Annotated in this window: 18 protein-coding genes; 10 read left to right on the top strand and 8 right to left on the bottom strand. The window is 62.6% G+C overall.

Annotated features, from left to right (window positions below):
- Nucleotides 1-3: 3 nt before the first annotated feature.
- The 4 genes from GGQ99_RS01315 to GGQ99_RS01300 all read right to left on the bottom strand — a co-directional run bounded on the left by GGQ99_RS01315 (nucleotide 4) and on the right by GGQ99_RS01300 (nucleotide 3,913).
- Complete coding sequence (locus tag GGQ99_RS01315; protein ID WP_183260119.1) at nucleotides 4-1,203, bottom strand: amino acid ABC transporter permease; 1,200 nt, start codon at nucleotides 1,201-1,203, stop codon at nucleotides 4-6.
- 29 nt (nucleotides 1,204-1,232) lie between these two features.
- Nucleotides 1,233-2,258: an amino acid ABC transporter substrate-binding protein gene (locus GGQ99_RS01310; RefSeq protein ID WP_108607488.1), complete on the bottom strand. Its 1,026-nt coding sequence runs from the start codon at nucleotides 2,256-2,258 to the stop codon at nucleotides 1,233-1,235.
- A 72-nt stretch (nucleotides 2,259-2,330) separates the two neighbouring features.
- Nucleotides 2,331-3,512 (bottom strand): cystathionine beta-lyase, encoded by a 1,182-nt coding sequence (metC, locus tag GGQ99_RS01305; protein WP_183260117.1) that lies wholly within the window; start codon nucleotides 3,510-3,512, stop codon nucleotides 2,331-2,333.
- Nucleotides 3,513-3,661: 149 nt separating this feature from the next.
- Nucleotides 3,662-3,913 carry a heavy-metal-associated domain-containing protein gene (locus GGQ99_RS01300; RefSeq protein WP_108607486.1) on the bottom strand — a complete coding sequence of 84 codons (252 nt, stop codon included), beginning with the start codon at nucleotides 3,911-3,913 and terminating at the stop codon, nucleotides 3,662-3,664.
- 475 nt (nucleotides 3,914-4,388) lie between these two features.
- On the opposite strand from GGQ99_RS01300, the gene GGQ99_RS01295 reads away from it, so the two are divergent.
- The 9 genes from GGQ99_RS01295 (at nucleotide 4,389) to GGQ99_RS01255 (ending at nucleotide 13,784) form a co-directional block, all read left to right on the top strand.
- Complete coding sequence (locus tag GGQ99_RS01295; protein WP_183260115.1) at nucleotides 4,389-5,501, top strand: M20 family metallopeptidase; 1,113 nt, start codon at nucleotides 4,389-4,391, stop codon at nucleotides 5,499-5,501.
- A gap of 100 nt (nucleotides 5,502-5,601) precedes the next feature.
- A complete protein-coding gene (locus GGQ99_RS01290; RefSeq protein ID WP_183260112.1) occupies nucleotides 5,602-7,173 on the top strand; it encodes an ABC transporter substrate-binding protein in 1,572 nt (523 codons plus the stop codon).
- Between the two features lie 73 nt (nucleotides 7,174-7,246).
- Complete coding sequence (locus tag GGQ99_RS01285) at nucleotides 7,247-8,218, top strand: ABC transporter permease subunit (RefSeq protein ID WP_183260111.1); 972 nt, start codon at nucleotides 7,247-7,249, stop codon at nucleotides 8,216-8,218.
- Nucleotides 8,219-8,241: 23 nt separating this feature from the next.
- The gene (locus GGQ99_RS01280) at nucleotides 8,242-9,054 is read left to right on the top strand and encodes an ABC transporter permease (protein WP_183262321.1); all 813 of its coding nucleotides are present in this window, start codon (nucleotides 8,242-8,244) and stop codon (nucleotides 9,052-9,054) included.
- A 5-nt stretch (nucleotides 9,055-9,059) separates the two neighbouring features.
- On the top strand, nucleotides 9,060-10,688 hold the full coding sequence (locus tag GGQ99_RS01275) for a dipeptide ABC transporter ATP-binding protein (RefSeq protein WP_183260108.1): 1,629 nt from the start codon (nucleotides 9,060-9,062) through the stop codon (nucleotides 10,686-10,688).
- A 1-nt stretch (nucleotide 10,689) separates the two neighbouring features.
- Nucleotides 10,690-10,977, top strand: a complete 288-nt coding sequence (locus GGQ99_RS01270) for a UxaA family hydrolase (RefSeq protein WP_108607482.1) — start codon at nucleotides 10,690-10,692, stop codon at nucleotides 10,975-10,977.
- Nucleotides 10,978-10,995: 18 nt separating this feature from the next.
- Nucleotides 10,996-12,204, top strand: a complete 1,209-nt coding sequence (locus GGQ99_RS01265) for a UxaA family hydrolase (RefSeq protein ID WP_108607481.1) — start codon at nucleotides 10,996-10,998, stop codon at nucleotides 12,202-12,204.
- Nucleotides 12,201-13,013 (top strand): sugar phosphate isomerase/epimerase family protein, encoded by an 813-nt coding sequence (locus GGQ99_RS01260; protein ID WP_183260106.1) that lies wholly within the window; start codon nucleotides 12,201-12,203, stop codon nucleotides 13,011-13,013. Before GGQ99_RS01265 ends, GGQ99_RS01260 begins: the two co-directional genes overlap by 4 nt.
- 18 nt (nucleotides 13,014-13,031) lie before the next feature.
- On the top strand, nucleotides 13,032-13,784 hold the full coding sequence (locus GGQ99_RS01255) for a fumarylacetoacetate hydrolase family protein (protein ID WP_183260104.1): 753 nt from the start codon (nucleotides 13,032-13,034) through the stop codon (nucleotides 13,782-13,784).
- Nucleotides 13,785-13,819: 35 nt separating this feature from the next.
- On the opposite strand, the gene GGQ99_RS01250 is transcribed toward GGQ99_RS01255, so the two are convergent.
- Entirely contained in the window at nucleotides 13,820-15,418 is a 1,599-nt protein-coding gene (locus GGQ99_RS01250; RefSeq protein ID WP_183260103.1) for a PucR family transcriptional regulator, read from the bottom strand.
- Between the two features lie 98 nt (nucleotides 15,419-15,516).
- Between GGQ99_RS01250 and uxuA the strand changes: the two genes are divergently transcribed.
- Nucleotides 15,517-16,719 carry a mannonate dehydratase gene (gene uxuA, locus GGQ99_RS01245; RefSeq protein ID WP_281379855.1) on the top strand — a complete coding sequence of 401 codons (1,203 nt, stop codon included), beginning with the start codon at nucleotides 15,517-15,519 and terminating at the stop codon, nucleotides 16,717-16,719.
- Nucleotides 16,720-16,968: 249 nt separating this feature from the next.
- Here uxuA and GGQ99_RS01240 read toward each other — a convergent pair whose 3' ends face one another.
- From GGQ99_RS01240 to GGQ99_RS01230, 3 genes are all read right to left on the bottom strand, one after another.
- Nucleotides 16,969-17,952 (bottom strand): PDR/VanB family oxidoreductase, encoded by a 984-nt coding sequence (locus GGQ99_RS01240; protein ID WP_210307723.1) that lies wholly within the window; start codon nucleotides 17,950-17,952, stop codon nucleotides 16,969-16,971.
- Between the two features lie 10 nt (nucleotides 17,953-17,962).
- The gene (locus GGQ99_RS01235) at nucleotides 17,963-19,162 is read right to left on the bottom strand and encodes a cytochrome P450 (RefSeq protein ID WP_183260099.1); all 1,200 of its coding nucleotides are present in this window, start codon (nucleotides 19,160-19,162) and stop codon (nucleotides 17,963-17,965) included.
- Nucleotides 19,163-19,298: 136 nt separating this feature from the next.
- A complete protein-coding gene (locus GGQ99_RS01230) occupies nucleotides 19,299-20,726 on the bottom strand; it encodes an NAD-dependent succinate-semialdehyde dehydrogenase (RefSeq protein ID WP_183260097.1) in 1,428 nt (475 codons plus the stop codon).
- Between the last annotated feature and the right edge of the window lie 150 nt (nucleotides 20,727-20,876).

The following is a 20,876-nucleotide window of genomic DNA, read 5'->3' as shown; positions in this document are numbered from 1 at the left end:
TGATCAGCGCTCCACCAGCTTGACGCGACGTGCATAGGCGCTCGTCGCCAGCGCGACGGAGGCGCTGAGAGTGAGATAGACGAAAGCTGTGATGAGGACGATCTCAACGGCCCGGCCGGTCTGGTTGAGCGACGTGCCGAGGAAGACGTTCACCAGATCAGGGAAACCCACCACGGTGGCAAGCGCCGACGCCTTGATGAGGTGGGTATACTGGTTGGCCAGCGGCGGTATCATGACCCGCAGCGCCTGGGGGACAATGACCAGCCGCAGGATCAGCTTCGACGACAGGCCAAGTGCCAGTGCCGCCTCCTTCTGTCCCCGTCCGACCGACTGCACGCCCGCCCGGACGATCTCGGCGATGAAGGCGGCGTTGTAGATGATAAGCGCTGCAACCAGTGATACGAACTCCGGCATCAACTTGAGCCCGCCGCGGTAGTCGAAGCCGGCGAGCATGGGGATCTGCCAATCGAGGGTAGAGATCGCGGCGGCATTGCCGACAAGGCCGCCGGCGACGAGCGCCAGACCGAAGCGCGGCGGGGTCTCGCCGCGCGCCCGGGCGCGCCGCCGGACCACGCATCCCACGACGATCGCAGCCAGGCCCGCCATGACGGCCGCCGTCAGGATCGCGGCGGCACCGCCGGCGACCGGCGCCGGCAGGTAGAGACCGCGGTTGCTGAGGAAGGCGACGTCGCCAAATCCGATCGCCTCCCGCACGGTTGGCAGCGAACGCAGGATTACCGTCTGCCAAAGCAGCAGATGCAGCAGAAGAGGCAGGTTCCGCACGACCTCGACATAGCCCCTGGCGACAAGGCGCACGGGGGTGCTGGGGGAGACCCTCGCAAGCCCGATGATGAATCCCAGGATGGTGGTGGCGACGATGGAGATCGCCGCGACCAGCAGGGAGTTCAGCAGACCGGCGAGGAACACCCGGCCGTAGGTGGAAGTCGGCTCGACCGCAATCAGGCTGAACGCCATCTTGAAGCCGGCTTCCTGCCAGAGGAAATCGAAGCCCGAGGCCAGGCCGCGGGCTTGAAGGTTGGCAACGGTGTTGCGGACCAAGAGGACCGCCAGGGTGGCGACGAGCAACAGCACCGCCGCCTGCTGCAGGATCGCCTTGCGTCGCGCCCACCGCTGCCTCGGGCCGAGTTGGGGACGCGCATCGGCATCGCTGCCGTCCGCGCCGCTCCACAGGCCTGAAGCCATGTCCTGGTCCGAGGCAGCCATGGGTGACCTCAGCGCACTGGGGGAGCGTAAAGGAGACCCCCGTTGGACCACAATTCGTTCTGGCCGCGCGCCAGCTTGACGGGGCTGCCATTGCCGAGGTTTCGGTCGAAGATCTCGCCGTAGTTGCCGACGGACGAGATCACCTTCACCACCCAGTCGTTGGCCAGGCCGAGCTTGGCACCGAAATCGCCGGTCTTGCCGAGCATGCGCTGTATCTCGGGGTTCTCGGATGAAGCGGCCATCTCCGCTACGTTGGCTGACGTGATGCCCTTTTCCTCGGCGGCGATCAGGGTGAACAGGGTCCAACTGGCAATGTCGCGGAATGCCGGGTCGTCCTGCTGGACGATTGGGCCCAGCGGCTCCTTGGAGATGATCTCTTCCAGGATCACATAGTCGTCGGGAGCGCCAAGTCCGAGGCGGCTTGCGGCCAGTCCACCACGCTCGTTGGTGTAGGCGTCGCAGCGCCCGGCCTCGAGATTGGCGAGGTTCTGCTCGCGGCTGTTGGCAACGATCGGCGTGTATTCGAGGCCGTTCGACCTGAAATAATCGGACAGGTTGAGCTCTGACGTGGTGCCGGCAGAGACGCAGACCGAGGCGCCGCCGAGTTCTGCGAGCTTGCTGACGCCGAGGCTCTTTTTCACCAGGAAACCCTGGCCGTCATACATATAGACGCCGGCATAGTCGAACTTCATTTCCGTGTCGCGCGAGTAGGTCCAGGCCGCCGCGCGTGCCAGCATGTCGACGCTGCCCGATTGCAGGGCGGCGAACGCGTTCTTGAATTCCAGCGGTGCGAACTTGACCTTGGTGGCATCGCCGAACATCGCCGCAGCGACCGCGCGGCAATAGTCGATCTCAAGGCCGGCCCACTTGCCCGACGCGTCGAGCGTGCTCAGCCCGATGGTCGTGCCGGTGCTGGTGCCGCAAACGAGTTCACCGCGCGACTTGATCGCATTGACCCTGTCGCCTTCGCCGGCGAGAGCCGGCGTGGCCAGGATGCCCAGTCCGACGAGTCCCCAAAACGCATGTCTTTTCATGACAGTTCTCCTCCTCCCAGTGATCTTATTTTCGCGTCTGTTTCCCGGAGCGCAGCGCGCCCAGAGCCTTGGTCATTCGGCTGCCGCCTCCCGGTGGAAGCCGTAGCGGTCGAGCCCGAGTTCGATGTCCTCCAACAGGTCGTCGGGATGCTCGAGGCCGATGCTGAAGCGAACGAGCGGCCCCTCTTCGCGCCAGGGTGATACTGTGCGGGCGCCTTCGAGTTGCACGGGCGCGACCAGGCTGTGGAGGCCGCCCCAACTCGCGCCGATACGGAACAGGCGCAATTGTTCGATGAAGGTCGACAGATGGCGATCGTCACGCGGCTGCAGAACCACGGAAAAGACGCCGCTCGCGCCTCGGAAGTCACGCTGCCAGATCGCATGCCCCGGATCGCCGGGCAGCGGTGGATAGAGCACGCGAGCAACGCTCGGATGTTCGGCAATACGCTCGGCGATCTTCAAGGCGGCAGTACTTTGGCGCTCCAGCCGGGCGGCTAGCGTGCCCAGGCCGCGCAGCGCCAGGAAGCAATCGTCGGGTGAAACGCCCAGCCCGAGGAAGCGGCTGGCGTCCTTGATGCGCCGGTACAACTCCTCCGAGGCGACCGTGGCGCTGCCCAGCAGCAGGTCCGAGTGGCCGCCGATATGTTTCGACAGTGCCTGCACCGCAATGTCGGCGCCATGGTGCAGCGCCTTGAAACCCAGCGGCGAGGCCCAGGTGCCGTCGGCGGCGACAAGCGCGCCGTGGGCATGGGCGGCCTTGGCTATCGCCGGGAGATCCTGGACCTCCATCGTAAACGAGGCCGGCAATTCCACCCACACCAGCTTGGTGTTCGGGCGCATCAGGGCGGTGATGCCGGCGCCGATCAGCGGATCATAGAACGTTGCGTCGACCCCGAGACCCGACATGAACTTTTCGGCTGACGAACGCGACGGTCCATAGACGGCGTCCGGCAAGAGAACATGATCGCCGGCGCGAAGCAGCGCCAGATTGGTGACCATGATCGCCGCCATGCCCGACGGCACGATGAGGCTGCGGGCGCCGCCTTCGAGCGCGGCGATCTGGGTCGCCAGGTTTCTGGAGGCCGGGTGGCCATAAAGCCCATAGGAATAGCCGTCGTAGAACTGCGTGTGGCGGGCGAGGAAACTCTCAACCGTCGGGAACACGATGGTCGAGCCGCGGTGGACCGCTGGCGTCAACGCGTTGAAGGGCTGTTCGTCGACAGCGGTGTGAAGGAGACGGGTTTCGTCGCGCATTTTGGCCTCTTGCCGGAGTTCATTCCATGGGCCCGCTGCTGCGCTTGCACATCTCGCAGGGTAGCCGAAAACGTTCGCCGCACGCCTGTGGCGCGCGGACGTCCCCGTGTGTCAGTGGTCGGGTGCCGGGCAGCCCGGCACCGAATAGATCAGTGAGCGAGGCGCTCGGGCTGGTAGCCGGCTGTCTGGATGGCCTTTTCGGCAATCGCTGCATCGCCGGCGACTGTCACCTGCTTGCTTGCAAGATCGATCGAAAACGCAGCACCCGGCAAGGTGTGCTCGAGCGCCTTCTTGATCATGCCGGCGCAATGACCGCAGGTCATGTCGTCGACCTTGAAGGTCACGCCTTTGACCGAAGCGTCCGCCGCGACGTCGTCGTGATGCTGATGATTAGAGCACATGTAATTCTCCCCCCGAGTTACTCTCTCCGTGAATTGGACCTTGCACCCTTCCAGCACTGGAAGGTCAAGCGGCGTTTTCGATGAAAAGATCAGGGGCCTGCAGGACGTCAATTGACTGCGTCAACCTGGCCCTGGGAGGACGACAAGACCCTTTCGTACCCCTGTTGCTTCAGCCCGCCCTCGGGCTATTTCCCAATTTTCGCTCGGAGGCTACTGGCGGCAATGCCAAGTGCGACCAGTCAAATCCCTCGACCTAATTCCAATCTTGTTATGTACATTTATACATTTAAGAATATCCTCAATGTATAAAAGCACAATGGACAGCATATGACGAGAGTGACTACGCTGTTTGTTATCCAACGAGGTAACAAACGTGCTTCAATCCCGTCCAGAACCTGCCAGACAAGACAGTTCGCTTTCGACTATCCAGTCGGGCATCCTGTCGGATGACGATTGCATATCTCTCCTGCAGTGGATGTTGCAGCACAACACGACGGCATTGCAGGGCCGTGAACAAGGCTTTGTGGCCGAGTTGGACAGCTATCTTGCCGAGCGTGGCGTCGCATCGACAACGATCCAGGGGGATGACGGACGCGCCAATCTGGTCACGAGCCTCGACAGCGGCCGTGCGGGCCCGCACCTGGTCTTTTGCGGGCATTGCGACACCGTGCCCCTCGGCGACCGCGAATGGAAAAAGTCGCCATTCGGAGGGACGGTCGCGGGTGGCCGCATCTATGGGCGCGGCAGCGCGGACATGAAGGGCGGCCTTGCCGCCCTCATCGCCAGCTTCCTCGACCTGCACGCCCGTGATGACTGGTCGGGCCGGCTTTCGCTGGCCGTGACCTATGGCGAGGAAACCGGCTCCGAAGGCGCGAGGCTGATGGCCAGCGACGGCAGCCTCGCCCCGTTCGACGCCATGATCATTGCCGAACCGACCTCCAACCGGGCGGTGCGCAGCCACAAGGGCGCGCTGTGGCTGAGCTTCACGGCAACCGGGCGCACGAGCCACGGCTCGATGCCGCAGATGGGTCTCAATGCGCTGGAAATGGTGGTCCGGTTTCGCCAAAGGCTGCTCGAACTCGACGCTCTCGCCGCATCCGACCCGCTTCTGGGCCGGCCGACCATCTGCCTCACCCGCCTGCAGGGCGGCACGCAGGTCAACGTCATCCCCGACCGCGCGGTCGCCGAATTCGACATGCGCACCCTTCCGGGGCAGAGCCACGACGACATCCTCGCGGCGATACGAACGATCGCGCGTGAAATCGAAACCGAATACGAGGGCGGAAGGATCGTCGTCGAGACGATCAACTCCCTGCCGGCGCTCGACACTCCAGCCGGCAGTGCGATCGTTCGCACGGCTCTGGACATCAGGCATGAACTGGGCGCGCCTGCCGGCGAAGCTGGTGGCGCCAGCTACTTCACCGACGGCTCGGTTCTGCAATCTCTCGGCGCCGACATCCTGATACTGGGCCCCGGCGACCCCGGAGAGGCGCACCAGACGGACGAGAGCCTCGACCTTTCGGATTTTCTGGCCTCCCGCCGCATCTACACGGGAATGGCCCGCCGCTTTCTGCGCTCGCCCGAATAACGGGGGAGACGTCCCGCGCCGATCCTGAGCGTCAGGGCCGGCGCCCAACATCCAAGTTCCCGCCAAGAGGGACCAACGATTTTTTCCAGGAGGAGTTTCAATGTCACTCGATCGTCGTCAATTCCTGCAGATTTCCGCTGCCACCGTCAGCGCCGGGGTGCTCAGCGGCATTCCCCTCATGGCCCAGGCGCAAGCCAAGGGCGGCGTGCTCAATGTGGTGGTCCAGCCCGAGCCGCCCGGCATCATGATCGGCATCTATCAGAACGTGCCCTCGCAGATGGTCGGCGGCAACATCTTCGAAGGTCTGCTGCGTTTCGACGCCGACCTGAAACCGCACCCGCTGCTGGCCGAAAGCTGGGAAGAAGCAGCCGATGGCATGTTCTATTCCTTCAAGCTGAAGGAAAATGTGCTGTGGCACGACGGCAAGCCCTTCACCTCGGAAGACGTGGTCTTCAGCGTCGACAAGATGCTGCGCGAGACCCATCCGCGCGTCCGTAATTTCCTCAAGGCAGTGGAGAGCATCACCGCAGACGGGCCCTACAAGGTGGACTTCAAGATGAAGACCCCCTTCGCGCCCTTCATCCAGTCCTTCGAGGTCGGCTCGATGCCGATGCTTCCGAAGCATCTTTACGAAGGCACGGACTACAACACCAATCCGGTCAACAACGCTCCCATCGGAACCGGTCCGCTCAAGTTCGGTGAATGGCAGAGGGGCTCGTACCTCAAGTTGGTCGCCAACGAGACCTATCACGAGGAAGGCGTGCCGACGATCGACGCGGTCTATTTCCACGTCATCCCCGATGGCGCCAGCCGCGCGACCGCCTATGAAACCGGCAAGGTCGACGTTCTGCCGGGCGGCGCTGTCGAATATTTCGACGTGCAGCGTCTCGCCGAATTGCCGAACTCGGAACTGACGACCAAGGGCTGGGAATTCCAGGGGTCGCAATGCTTCCTGTGGCTCAACAACGGGTCCAAGTGGATCCAGGACAAGCGCATCCGTCAGGCGATCATGTATGCGCTCGACCGCGAGAACATGCGCGACATCGCCTTCTTCGGCTATGCCAAGGTCGCGCCGAGCCCATGGAACAGCTCGACCAGGTTCTATTCGGAAAACATCAAGCAGTACCCGCGCGACGTCGAGAAGGCCAAGGCACTGCTCGCCGAAGCCGGATATGACGGCAGCCCGATCCGCCTGCTGCCCCTGCCCTATGGCGAAACCTGGCAGCGGCTTGCGGAAATCGCGCGAGAGAACCTCATCGAGGCCGGCATCCAGGTGGAGCTCACCGCCACCGACGTCGCTGGCTGGAACCAGCGCCTGGGCGAGAAGGACTACGACATCGCCTTCTCGTACATGTCGCAGTATGGCGACCCGGCGCTGGGTGTCGCACGTCTCTACACGACATCCAACATCATCGAGGGTTCGCCCTGGAACAACGTTTCGGCCTTCTCCAACCCTGAACTCGACAAGCTGTTCGACGCGGGTGCGATCGAGATCGATCCGGAAAAGCGTGCGAAAATCTATCAGGACGCCCAGGCGCTTATCGCCGAGGAAGTCCCCCTCGCCTGGCTGTTCGAGATGATCTGGCCGACGATCCACCGCTCGAACATCAAGAACCTGATCTCGTCGGCAGTCGGCCTCAACGATAGCCTCGGGCGCGCCCGGGTCGAATAGGACGCGCAAACAGCGTCAGTTGGCAGCCCGGCATTCCCGGGCTGCCATGAGGTTTTGTTCAGGGGCGAAGAGTGTGAACCGTCTGAAATTTCTGTTGGGGCGCATCGTGCAGGGCGTGGTTGCGCTCTTTGTCATTGCCACCCTGAATTTCCTGTTGATCCGCGCCGCGCCGGGCGATCCCGTCGCCGTGATGGCGGGCGAAGCGGGCGCGGTCGACAAGCGGTTCCTGGACGCATTGCGCATCCAGTACGGGCTCGACCAGCCGCTTCTCGTGCAGTGGTGGACCTACATCTCGCGCATTGGCACGCTCGACCTCGGCTTTTCCTACCGCCAGCAGGAAACGGTTGCGCAACTGATTGCCGACCGGCTGCCTGCAACGCTGTTGCTGACGGTCTGCGCCTTCGTGTTTTCGCTGGTTGTCGGGGTGGGGCTGGGCGTGCTCGCCAGCCGCCGACCCGGCGGCTGGGTGGACCGGGCGATCGGCTTTGCCGCGCTGATCTTCTACGCCGCGCCCATGTACTGGCTGGCATTGATGGCGGTTCTGGTCTTTTCGATTCAGCTCGGCTGGCTGCCCGCATTCGGCTACAGCTCCGTCGGCGCCAACCTTACCGGCATGGCCGCCGCACTGGATGTCGCCAAGCATCTCATCCTGCCGACGCTGGCCCTCTCCTTCTTCTACATCGCCGTCTACACCCGCATGACACGCGCCAACATGATGGCAATGGCGCAGATGGCCTTCGTCAAGACCGCACGCGCAAAAGGTGCCGGCGAAACGCGGATCCAGTTCCGCCACGTCTTGCGCAATGCCCTTTTGCCGGTGGTGACGCTTGCCGGGCTGCAGGCCGGCAACATGGTCGGTGGCGCGATCATGACCGAAACCGTCTTCGCCTGGCCCGGCATCGGCAGGCTCATGTTCGATGCACTGCTGCAACGCGACTACAACCTGCTGCTCGGCGCCTTCCTGGTCGCGGCGGCGCTGGCCATCGTCTTCAACATCATCACGGACCTCATCTACACCGTGATCGATCCGAGGATTGCACTGTGATCGCGAACTCCGTCCTTCGCCGCATGTTCACCCGCACGGAAGTGTGGATCGGCGTGATCGTTATCTTCGGCATCGTCGCAATATCGTTGCTGGCGCCGCTGCTGTTCCCGCGCGGGCCATGGGCAATGGGCGGACGCCCCTTTCTGCCCCCAATGTCGGACATGCGTTTTCCGCTGGGAACCGACACCACCGGCCGCGACATTCTCGCGGGCCTGGTGTGGGGCGGCCGGGTTTCGCTGCTGATCGGGCTGGTTTCGACGGTTGTTTCGGTGTTCATTGGTGTCGTCATAGGCGCAATCGCCGGCTATGGCGGCGGCCACGTCGACAGCGCGCTGATGCGCTTCACCGAGATATTCCAGGTCGTGCCAAGCTTCGCGCTGGCGCTGGTTCTTGTCGCTGTCCTGCAACCTTCCGTGGGCTCCATCGTCATGGCGATCGGCATCGTCTCCTGGCCGCCGGTCGCGCGCCTCGTGCGGGCGGAGTTCCTGTCGCTGCGCAGCCGCGATTTCGTGCTGGCGGCCAAGCTTCAGGGCCAAAGCGCGCTCGCCATCATGTTCCGGCAGATTCTGCCCAACGTGGCCTCTCCCATCATCGTCATGGGCTCTCTGATGGTGGCGACCGCCATCCTGCTGGAGTCGAGCCTCAGCTTCCTCGGCCTTGGCGATCCCAACCAGATGAGCTGGGGCTTCATGATCGGCGCCTCGCGCACGGTTCTGCGCCAGGCATGGTGGATGGCAACCTTCCCGGGGCTTGCCATCGCCATAACCGTGCTGGCGCTGAACGTATTAGGCGAAGCGCTCAATGACGCTCTCAACATCCATTCGCGCAACAGGTGATGGCCATGTCGACCGACGCCACTCCATTGCTCAGGGTCCAGGGGCTCGACATCTCGCTGCCCAAGGGCTCGGATCGCCAGCTCGCGGTCTCCGGCGCATCCTTCAACCTCATGCCGGGCCGCACGGTCTGCATCGTGGGTGAGTCCGGCTCCGGCAAATCCACCGTTGCCGATGCCATCATGGGTCTGCTGCCACGTCCGCATCTGGAGGCGAAAGCCGGATCGATCCATTTCGGCGAGCTCGATCTTCTCAAACTCGACGAGGCGGGAATGCGCGCCTTGCGCGGCCGCGAGATCGGCATGGTCTTCCAGGAGCCGATGGCCGCCTTGAACCCGCTGATGAAGATCGGGGCGCAGCTCGAAGAGGTGCTGGAAGTCCACTTGTCCCTGCCCGCCGTCGAACGTCGCCGCCGTGCCCTTGCCGCCTTGAGTGACGTCGGACTGCCGCGGGTGGAGGAGCTCTATGAGAGCTACCCTTTCCGTCTCTCGGGCGGGCAGCGCCAGCGCGTGGTGATCGCCTGCGCGATGATGCTCGAGCCGCGCCTGCTGATCTGCGACGAGCCGACCACCGCGCTGGATGTCACAACCCAGGCGCAGATCCTCAAGCTGATCGCTTCGCTGCGCGAGCGGCGTGGAACGGGCGTGCTCTTCATCACCCATGATTTCGGCGTGGTCTCCGAGATCGCCGACGACGTCATCGTCATGCGCAATGGCGTCATCGAGGAACAGGGTCCGGCGCGCGAGGTGCTGAGCAACCCCGCCTCCGCCTACACCCGCCAACTCATCGAGGCCATTCCCACCGGAACGGCGACGCCTCGCCCCGAGAATGCGGCCAGGCCGCTGCTTGAAGCCAAGGACCTCCAGCGGACCTACTTCCTGTCGTCGGGGCTGTTCAAGGCGCAACGCAAGCTGGAAGCCCTGAAGGGTGTCAGCTTCACGCTCGAACGGGGCTCGACACTCGGGATCGTCGGCGAATCCGGCTCCGGCAAATCCACGCTGGGACGATGCGTGGTCGGGCTGGAAGCCCCCGACGGCGGCAGCCTCGTCTTTGCCGACGAGGAGCTGAACCGGCACCGCGCGATGAAGGGCAAGCGTGGCGGACGTGTGCAGATGATCTTCCAGGACCCCTTCTCGTCGCTCAATCCGAAGATGAGCATCGGGCAGTCGATCGCCATCGGTCCCATGACGCAGGGCGTTGCACGCGACGCAGCCTGGCGCCGTGCCCGCGAACTGCTGGAACTGGTCGGCATCAAGCCAGATGCGGCCAACCGCTATCCGCATGAATTTTCCGGCGGACAACGCCAGCGCGTCGGCATCGCCAGGGCGCTGGCGATGGACCCGGTCCTCATCGTCGCGGACGAACCCGTGTCGGCGCTCGATGTGTCGGTTCAGGCGCAGGTGCTCGACCTGTTCGAGGAGCTTCAGAAGAAACTCGATTTCGCCATGCTCTTCATCACCCATGACCTCAGGGTCGCAGCGCGGATGTGCGATCGCATCGCGGTGATGCAGCACGGCCAGATCGTCGAGACCGGAACGGGATCGCAGGTACTGTCCTCCCCGCGTCACGACTACACCAAGCAGCTTCTGGCCGCGATCCCGACCCTTTTCAACGAAGCTTCAATGGAGATGTCCTGAGATGCCCGTAACGGCAATTCTTATACGTGCGCAGGATCATGTCGCGACGCTGACCGGGCCAGTCGCGGCCGGCGATGCCGTCTTGATCACCGGACAGGGGAAAACCCGCGAGATCATCGCGCGCAACGACATGCCGGCGGGCCACAAGCTCGCAATCCGGCCGATCCAGGAACACGAGCAAATCCTGAAATACGGCGAGGTCATCGGCGAAGCGACCGCGGACATAGCCGAGGGCGGTCATGTTCACACGCACAACTGCTGGGGCGTCAAGGCCCGGCGCCATTCATAGGCTGAAAGGAGCGCTGTCATGAAGTTCCAAGGCTATCGTCGGCCAGACGGCCGCATCGGCATCCGAAACCATGTGCTGGTCATCCCCACAGTGGCCTGCGTCAACCGTGTCGCGATGGACATTTCCAACCGCACCGGTGCCGCGACATTCATGCATCCCTATGGCTGCACCTTCGACGCGGAAGAGAACCGCACCACCGAAGAGGCCTTCATCGGCCATGGCGTGCACCCGAATGTCGGTGCGGTGCTGGTGGTGAGCCTCGGCTGCGAAACCGCATCCGGCTCGAAAGTGTTCGATGCCATCAAGGCATCGGGGCGACCGGTCGAGCGGCTGGTCGTCCAGAAAGCCGGCGGCTCGCGCACGACCTCGGACGCCGGGGTAGAGATCGTGGAACGCATGACGGCCGAGCTGGCGGTACAGCCGACGGACGAAGGCGATCTATCCGAACTCATCATTGCCCTCGAATGTGGCTCTTCGGATGCCTTCTCCGGGCTCACGGCCAACCCAGCCGTGGGCGAGGCCGCCGACATCATCGTCGACGCAGGCGGAACGGTCATCCTGTCGGAGCTCACCGAAATGGTCGGCGCCGAAAGCGTCCTTTATCGCCGCGGCAAGACGCCCGAGGTGCGCGACGAACTCATGCGCCGCATCAAGGCCTACGAGATCGAGCTGTCGATGAGCACCGAGGACGACAGCGGCGTGTTCATCTCGCCCGGAAACATCGAGGGAGGGCTGACGACGATCGAGGAAAAGTCGCTCGGCTGCATCTACAAGGCAGGCACGCGCCCGATCACCGAGGTCGTCGACTACGGCCAGCAACCTCACGAGAAGGGCGTCATCATCATGGACACGCCCGGCTATGACATATCGTCGGTGACCGGCAAGATCATCGGTGGCGCCCACATGGTGCTCTTCACCACTGGAAAGGGCACGCCTTCGGGTTCGGCCATCGCCCCCGTTCTGAAGGTAAGCTCCAACAACCGCGTCTTCCGCGAGATGCCCGACGACATCGACATCAGCGCAGGCGACATTCTGGAGGGCACGAAATCGCTGCGCCAGGTCGGGGAGGAACTGGTCGATCTCGTGATGCGCACCGCGCGCGGCGAAAAAGGCAAGGCCGAATATTTCCACATACAGGAGTTCGCCATCCCCAATGTCAGCGTGCTGCGCAAGGAAGTGATCCATGCGGAGATGGTCAAGCGCAACGACCTGAGTTTCATGCAATGAAGCTCGCTTACATGTACGCCACTCCGGAAGTGGCGCCGGCACGGGTCACCGCGATACAGGGCGACGCTTCGGCCTGTTTCGCCCGAATCCGCGAACTGGGTTATGACGGCGTCGAGCTCCTCGTGCGCGATCCCCGCGCCCTCGATCATGGCCTGATCGAGCGTCAGCTTGCAGATGCGGGCCTCGCCATGCCAGCCATCTGCACGGGTGAAGTCTACGGCGAGGACAAGCTCTCCCTTGCCGACCCCGATCCGGCACGCCGGGCCGAGACGCTGGAGCGAATGATCGCGGCCATGGACCTGGCGGCACGCTTCGGTGCCATGGTCAATGTCGGGCGCATGCGCGGTCGCTATCTCGACGGGATCGCGCGCGACCAGACCGAAGCGTGGGTCATCGAGGGGATGCAGGCGGCCGCGGACGCGCGCCCCGATACGTCCATCGTTCTGGAGCCCGTCAACCATCAATATGCAAACTTCCTGATGGGCACGGCCGAAGCCCTGCGTTTCGTGCGAGGCCTTGAGCGGGCGAACATCGGCCTGATGCTCGATCTGGCCCACATCACCATCCAAGGGGAAGTGCATCGCGACAGCCTTCGGAAGGCTGGCGACCTGTTCTGGCACTACCATGTCTGCGACAGCGACCGCCGGGCCGTCGGCCATGGCGACTGGGATATCGCCGCCGCCCTGAACGACCTCGACGCGATCGGCTACGACGGCTGGATCACCGCCGAGCATTTCCAGGTTCCCGACGCCGAAGCGGCGATGGCGCAGTCCATCCGCTGGCTGAATCGACATTACGACAAGCACTGACCCACACAGGACATAGTTATGAAGATCGTACGCTTTGCCCATAACAGCGCCGAGCATTGGGGCCTGCTCGACAACGATGGGGTGCGCACCCTGCCCGACGGTCCTTTCGGCGAGATTGTGCCGTCGGCGGATGCCCTGCCGCTTGCCGCGGTCAAGCTTCTTGCTCCGGTGAAGCCGGGCAAACTGGTCTGCGTCGGGCTCAACTACGTCCTGCACGCCCGTGAATCCGGCCTGCCGCTCCCCGACGAACCGATGCTGTTCATGTGCTCGCCGCAGGCGATCATCGGCCCCGGCGAGGCAATCGTTCTGGACAGTCACGAGCAGCGCGTCGAGTTCGAGGCCGAGCTTGCCATTGTCATCAAGAAACGCGCCCGCAACGTTCCGGCAGCCGAGGCTGCATCGGTCGTTTTGGGTTACACCTGCGCCAACGACGTTTCGAACCGCAACCTCCAGCTCAAGGACAAGCAATTCACGCGGGCCAAGTCGTTCGACACCTACAAGCCCATGGGACCATGGATCGAAACGGATCTGAACCCTGATGCCCAGAGCATCCGTCTCCTCCAGAACGGGGTAGTCCGGCAGGACTCGACCACGGCAGACATGATTTTCCCGACGTCCTTCATCATCGAGTTCGTCAGCTCGATCATGACGCTCGAGCCGGGCGACGTCATCATCACCGGAACCCCTTCGGGTGTGAGCCCGATGCAGTCTGGCGACCGGATCGAGGTCGAGATCTCGGGCATCGGGACGCTGGAAAACATCGTCCAATGAGCACAGCGCGGAGGGCTGGCAGGAACGTTTCTGCTTCAGCCCTCTGCGTTCGTCAGCATGGGAAGAAGCTGCAGTGCCGCGTAAAGGCGAAGCCGCGTATCGGTCCTGAAATCGGTCAGGCCGAGCACCGAGCGGCATCGCTCCAGCCTCTGGCGGACCGTGTTGACATGGAGGCCCAGAAGCTCGGCGGTGCGAGGCATGCTTTCATCCTCCCGCAGCCATACCTTCATCGTTTCCATGAGCGTCGCTCCCTGGTCGCCCATGGCCAGCAGCGGTTCGAGAAGTCGCAGGAAGCCAGGGCGGCTTTCCTCGATGACGGACGGATGCGCGAGCAGCCGCAGCAGCAGCATGTCCTCATGCCGGCTGATGCGATTGAAGCCGTTCAGCCTGATGCCGAAAGTCATTGCTTCCCTGGCCTCACGCCGCAGGATAGCTACCTCGGACAGGTCCGCCGGTCCGGACTGGCCAAGACCATAGAGAAGGCCATCGGCGTGTTCGAGTTGCCGCTCGAAAACCTGATGCAGTTCGCGCAGCACGGCTTCGCTGGAACGGGGATCGGCTCCTGGCACCGGCACGGCAATGACGTACTCGCTGCCATCCTCTTCCTCGAGCAACAACGCCTTGTGGCGCCGCGAAAACTGGCGCAGGCGCAGCCTGAACAGTGCGCCATCGAGCGTATCGGCATCAAAAATGCGGGCAACCACCGCATGCCATCCATTTGCCGGAGGCAGAGCCTTGGCAATGAGAACATTCCTGGCTTCGCGCGAAAGCATGGGATCAAGCAGATCGCCGAGCAGTTTTGCATTGCTCGCAAGATTGGCGCGCGTGCCAGCATTGGCGTCCACCAGCGTCAGCAGGAGGTGTACGGAGAGGCGCAAGCACTCGAGGTCGGGCTCGGAAGCGCTCAGTTCGCGCTCGATGACAGCCACCATGCCGCCGCCGTTCGCCCCCATTCCCGAACGCGCCACCACGACCTTCGTGCCAGCGACCGTCATGCGCAGAGGTACGTCGTCCGGCTGGGCGCCCGTCGCCGCACCCTCGATGAGGGCTTCCGCCAGCATTTCAGCCTCCGCCGCCGTGACCCCCCGACTTTCGATCTGCAAGCCCGCTTCATTTTCAAGGGCAAGGACCACCGGCAGATTGATGAAGCCGGCCACCAGTTCGAACAGCTCGCGCAGCGAGCCAATGCCCGTCCGATGCTGCGAAAAGGCGCGGTAGATGGCGCTGAGATAAGCCGCTTCCTTGCCCTGTTGCTGACCGCCATGGGAAAACACCCTGCCGATCAGATCGCTCCACGCCAGCGGCCCCGGCAGGGAAATGATCGGAAATCCAAGCTCCTCGGCGCGGCGGTACGCGTTGTCGGGAAATTCGCGCAGGTACCTCGTCAGCTTGACGCCAAGACCCGCGGCATTGCGCGCGGCGAGCTGTTCGATCAGGACAACCAGCGCATCCGGGCTTTGCTGGACCGGATAGGTGCTGGTCACGACGAATTCGTGCGGCTTTACCCAGTTCACCGCATCAGGAGCGTCGATGACGGTGACCGACCGGACATCGACGGCCAGAGAGCCTGTGCCGGCTATGACCGTGTGGCCGGAGAGGATTTCCCAATCCAGTATTTCGCGCAGGCTCAGCATGGAGCCTCGGCAGGGATTACTTCGGGCGTGCGCGCCATGGTGCAAATTTTTCTTTCAGCGGTCCAAAAATTCATTTCAGTAAGGGAGGAAACAACTCGATGCGCGCAACATGGCGGTGGTTCGGTCCACAGGATCCGATGACGATCGACTGGATACGCCAGTCGGGTGCGACCAGCATCGAAGCCAGCCTGTCCCACCTGCCCCCTGGATGCCTGTGGGAGGCAGATGCTATCGACGAGTTGAAGAGACTTGTCCAGACCGCTCCCACCGGGCAAACACCGCTGGAATGGGATACGCTCGGCGGCATCGCCATTCACGACGACATCAAGCTGGGCCGCCAGAGCAGCGCGAGGCTGACCGCAAATTTCCAGGAAACGGTGCGGCGGCTGGCGCAAGCGGGCGTACGCCGTATCAACTTTACCGTGATGCCGCTGCTCGATTGGGTTCGGACCGGGCTGGACACAAGGCTTGAAAGCGGCGCCGAGGCGTTGGGCTTCGATGCTGTCGATTTTGCGGTGTTCGACATCCATCTGCTGAAGCGGCCCGGCGCCGAGGAGGAGATCGATCCGGAACTCGCCGTGGCGGCCCGCCGGCGCCATCACGAAACACCAGCGCAACGGTGGCAGGAGTTGCTGACCATGCTTACGCGCGGCCTGCCAGGCGGTCCCGGGCAATATGGCAGCGGCGAGTTCCATTCATTGCTCGGTGCCTATCAAAAGGTGGGAACCGAAGCCTATCGGCAAAACCTGATCGAGTTCCTCGGCGAGGTGGCGCGCACGTGCGAGGCGGAGGGAGCGGTGTTTGCCATCCATCCCGACGATCCGCCGATTCCATTGTGCGGCCTGCCGCGCATCGCCAGCACCCTGGAAGATTTTGCGAGAATCTTCGATGGCGTGTCGTCGCCGCGCGCCGGCATGATCTTCTGCTCGGGTTCTCTCGCCAGCAGGCGCGACAATGTGCTGACGGATTTCATCGACAGGTTCGGTCAGCGCATCTTTTATGCCCATCCCCGGCGCATACGTTTCCGTGACGAATTCGGAAGCTTCACCGAGGCTGAGCATCTGGGCGGCACAGGCGCGTTCGACCTCCACGATGTTCTCACGCTTCTGATGGCGGAAGAGGCACGCAGGCGCAGGCAAGGCATTGCCGACTGGGAGATCCCCTACCGCGCAGACCACGCCTGTCGAATCCTCTACGATCAGGAAAGAGCGGACTTCGTACCGGGATACACGCCTATCGGACTGGTCAAGGCAATGGCAGAATTGCGTGGGATGATCCACGCGATCGGAAAGAGCTCCTGAAGAACGTCTTCAGGTTCGCTGGAATGTGGAAGCCGGAGTCTAAGGCGATCGGCTTCCGATGGCTCACTCGCCAGAGGTGCACCAGGGCCGAGAATTAGTCTCGGTTAACTGCGTTCCACAAAACCGGCATCAGGCCCAACAGCCTCCATCACCGCTTCGATCTCCGCCCCGAACTTCGTAAGCTAGAAGTTGTTGCGATCCGCCGTCAAAATGTCATTGCTGCGAGATCGTCCCTACCTTCGCCGATGTTTAGACATCAAGCACCAGCCGAGGCGACTTCGAGCCCGAGCAGCAGATTGCTATTCCCTCGTTCGCAGCCAATTCGGCATTGGTTTGGAAACTGTCCTTGTGGTCGGGCTCCCCTTCCAGCACCCGCGTGTAACAGGTGCCGCACACACCTGCCTCGCAAGACATTTCGATCTCGACGCCAGCCTCGCGCAGGGCCTCCGAAATGCGCTGGCCAACAGAGACCTGAACCTCAATGCCGCTACGCTGCGCCACGACTGTAAAGGCCTCAGAGACCAAAGGAGCGGCGGTAAAGCGCTCAAGATGGATCTGGTGCCCTTCCCATCCAGCGAACGCCGCCATCTTCACTACATGATCGATGAAACCTCCAGGACCGCAGACATAGAGATGCGAGCCCGGCTGCACTCCCTTGAGAGCATCCATGGCGGAGAACCGCTGCGCTTCGGGTCCCGTATCGATATGAAGGACCACCCGATCGCCGAATGGTCCGTCCAACAGTTCACGGGCAAAAGCGGTGCACGTTTCGCTCCGCACACAATAATGCATGGTGAAGGGTACGCGATCTTCGGCAAGCTTCTGTGCCATCGACATGATCGGCGTCACACCAACACCGCCAGCGAGCAACAGAACCTCGCTGGCATCCGGGTTGAGCGGAAAATGGTTTCGCGGTGGTGAGACCTCGATTTCCAGCCCCGGCAAGAAGGAACCGTGGATCGTTTCCGACCCCCCACGGGACTCGCGTTCGCGCAAGATTCCTATCCGGTACCGATGCCGCTCGGAAGGATTGTTCAGAAGCGAATATTGCCGCGTAGTTGTTGGGCTGATCCGCACGTCGACATGCGCGCCAGCCTCGAACGGCGCAAGATCGCCACCGCTTGCAGCCACCAGTTCCAGGGAGATGATCCGTTCCGATTCCTTGACCCGGCCGGCGATGCGGACGCGCTGCCATTCGGGATCGGCGCGCTGCATGATATTTTCCTCGATCATGCCAACTACCTCACACCGCAACTTCAGCCGGATAGATTGTCAGCGGCAGACGATCGTATCCGCGCAGTGTGTTGTTCATCGAGATCACTGGTTCGCCGACCTCAAACCTCGCGATGCGGTCGAGCATGGCGTTCAGCAGCGAGGTGATTTCCAGCTTGGCTAGGTGCATGCCAGCGCAAGTGTGAATGCCGAAGCCGAACGCCACATGGTCGCCGTTCTTGCGCGTGATGTCGAACCTGTCCGGATCCTGCCATTTCCGCTCGTCGCGGTTGGCCGAGGCATAAAGCACCAGAAGCCGTGCGCCTTCCGGAATGACGATTTCGTCGAACGTCGATTCGGCGCGAACATAGCGGCTAAACAGCCGGATTGGAGCCTCCATCCGCAGTGCCTCGTTAATGGCACCTGGCAGCAACGACCGATTGTTTCTAAGAAGCTGCCACTGATCCGGATTGTCGCCCAGGTGGCGCAGCAGATGGCCGGTGGCAAAGATTGTCGTATCCAGGCTCGGGCCGATGTATTCCCGCATCATGCCGGGGCATTGTTGTGCCGGAATCTCGCCCCGCGCCGCAGCTTGGTAGATCCGATCGGCCCAGCCGTCGGCCTTGAGCTTACCCGGTACCGCATCGTTGATACAGAACTGATGCAGTTCGCGAATCTGTGGCAGCGCCTCCGAACCAAGCTCGTTCATGGGCCCCATAGCGTTGAAGGTCGCCGCCGCCCAACGCAGCATCGACTTCTTGCCCTCTTCTGGAAGGCCAACCATTTCTGAGACGATGGTCAGCGGCAGTACTTGCGCCACATCGACCATACCGTCCACCGTGCGCCGTTTGCATAGATCGTCGACCAGATTACGCGCGGTGGTCTCGATCTGCTCTTTGATCTCCGCCAGCGCCCGCGGCGTCAGCGGCGCGCCTGTGACGCGGCGAATTTCGTCATGCAACGGGGGATCGCTGGTCAGCGAATTGGCGCGGCCGGGACCGGAGGTCGCTTCGTTCACCGCAGGGTCCATCGCCACGCCCTTCGAAGTGGTGAAGGTGCGGTAGTCGCCCAGCACACGCTTAACCCCCTCATATCGGGTGATGCACCAGACTTGGTGCTTGGCCAGCCAAACCGCCGGTCCAAGGTCCCGCAACATACGATAGACCGGATAAGGATCCTTCATGACCTCGGTCGTGAACAAATCCACGTCGCTTTCTGGTCGGTCGATCATTTTATTCTCCCTGTCGCGCCGGTTCTCGGCGTACTCCACCTGTCCGGCCTCGTTGCGGCCCTCAATCAGTAGGCAGCGCGGCTCCATAACTTCTTCCGATTAATCCGCGCTAAAGGGCCCGTGCCTTGCACGCCAATCAAAGGATCCGGCACGAGACGTTCTTGACCACCGTATAATGATGCAGTCCCTCGGTACCGCCCTCCCGCCCGAGGCCGCTTTCCTTGACCCCCCCGAAGGGCGTCTCGGCCACCGAAGCCTCAAGCGTGTTGATCGAAATATTGCCGGCCTCGAGCCCACTCATCAGCCTGTCGGCATTTGCGACCGAGTTGGTGAAGCCGTAGGCGGCAAGCCCGAAGGGCAGGCTGTTCGCCTTGTCGATGGCCTCGTCGATCGACACAACCGGATTGATCACTGCCAGCGGGCCGAAGGGTTCTTCACGCATCACCCGAGCATCGTCGGGCAAGTCGGCGAGTGCCGTCGGTGGGAAGAAATATCCATTGTTCTTGAGCCGGCTGCCACCGAAGAGCAAGCGTGCGCCGCGCGACTGCGCGTCCGCCACCAGTTCTTCCAGCGCAGCGATGCGGCGGTTGTTTGCAACCGGCCCCATCGTGGTCTCGGGATCCAGCCCATTGCCAACACGTACCTTGGCAGCGGTTTCGGTGAAGGCGGTGACGAAGCGATCATAAAGCGCCTCATGCACAAAGAACCGCGTCGGCGACGTGCAAACCTGACCAGCGTTGCGATATTTTCGACTGGCGGAAGCAATGCCGGCAGCGACCGGATCGGCATCCTCGCAGACGACTACCGGAGCATGGCCGCCCAGTTCCATCAGCGCGGGTTTCATGTAGCGCGCCGCCAACTCGGTGAGATGCTTGCCGACCGGCGTCGAGCCAGTAAACGCGATGGCACGGATTTCGGGACGCGGAATCAGAAACTCCGATATCCGCGACGGGATGCCATAGACCAGGTTCAGAACGCCGGCAGGAAGTCCTGCATCGACAAACGCTCTGGCGATATGGGTAGCGCCGGTCGGCGTCTCTTCCGAGGATTTCAGGATGATCGAGCAGCCCGCTGCCAACGCCCCGGCAATCTTGCGCGCCGGTTGGCTCATCGGGAAATTCCAGGGCGCAAAACCTGCTACCGGGCCGATTGGCTCGTGCAGCACGATGTAGCGGATGCCAGGCGCACTCGGGATTACCCTGCCGTAGAAGCGTACCGCTTCGCCGGCGTCCCATTCGAAGAATTCACAGCCGCGGATTACCTCAAGCCGTGCTTCGTTGAGGGTCTTGCCGTTCTCCAGGGTAATCGAGAGGGCGATCTCTTCGATCCGCTCGCGCATCAGCGCCGCAGCCTTCAGCATGATGCGGGCGCGCTCGGCCGGCGAGGTGCGGGACCAGACACGGAAGCCTTCGGCAGCGGCGCTTACCGCGGCTTCGAGATCGGAGGTCTCGGCCACAGCGACCGTGCCGATCATTTGCTCGTCGGCGGGGTTGATGACGGGAAGCGTTTCTTTGGTCTTGCGCCACTCGCCGCCGATGAAGAGACGGACATCGGAAATCTGCATGAAAATAGTCCCTAATGTACTCGACGGCTTTCGAAATCGATGAACCCGAGCCATGGATGCTTCAGTTCGTGCAGAATAGTCGCCCTTTCCCACTCATGAGACAATTCTCAAGACTCATATAAATCTATGTCATTTTTCACATGAATTGGT

Origin of the sequence: Aminobacter niigataensis (genome assembly GCF_014200015.1) — a bacterium.
GTDB classification, from domain to species: domain Bacteria; phylum Pseudomonadota; class Alphaproteobacteria; order Rhizobiales; family Rhizobiaceae; genus Aminobacter; species Aminobacter niigataensis.
Note: the sequence above shows the minus strand (reverse complement) of the source record. Positions and strands in the feature narration are given on the sequence as shown.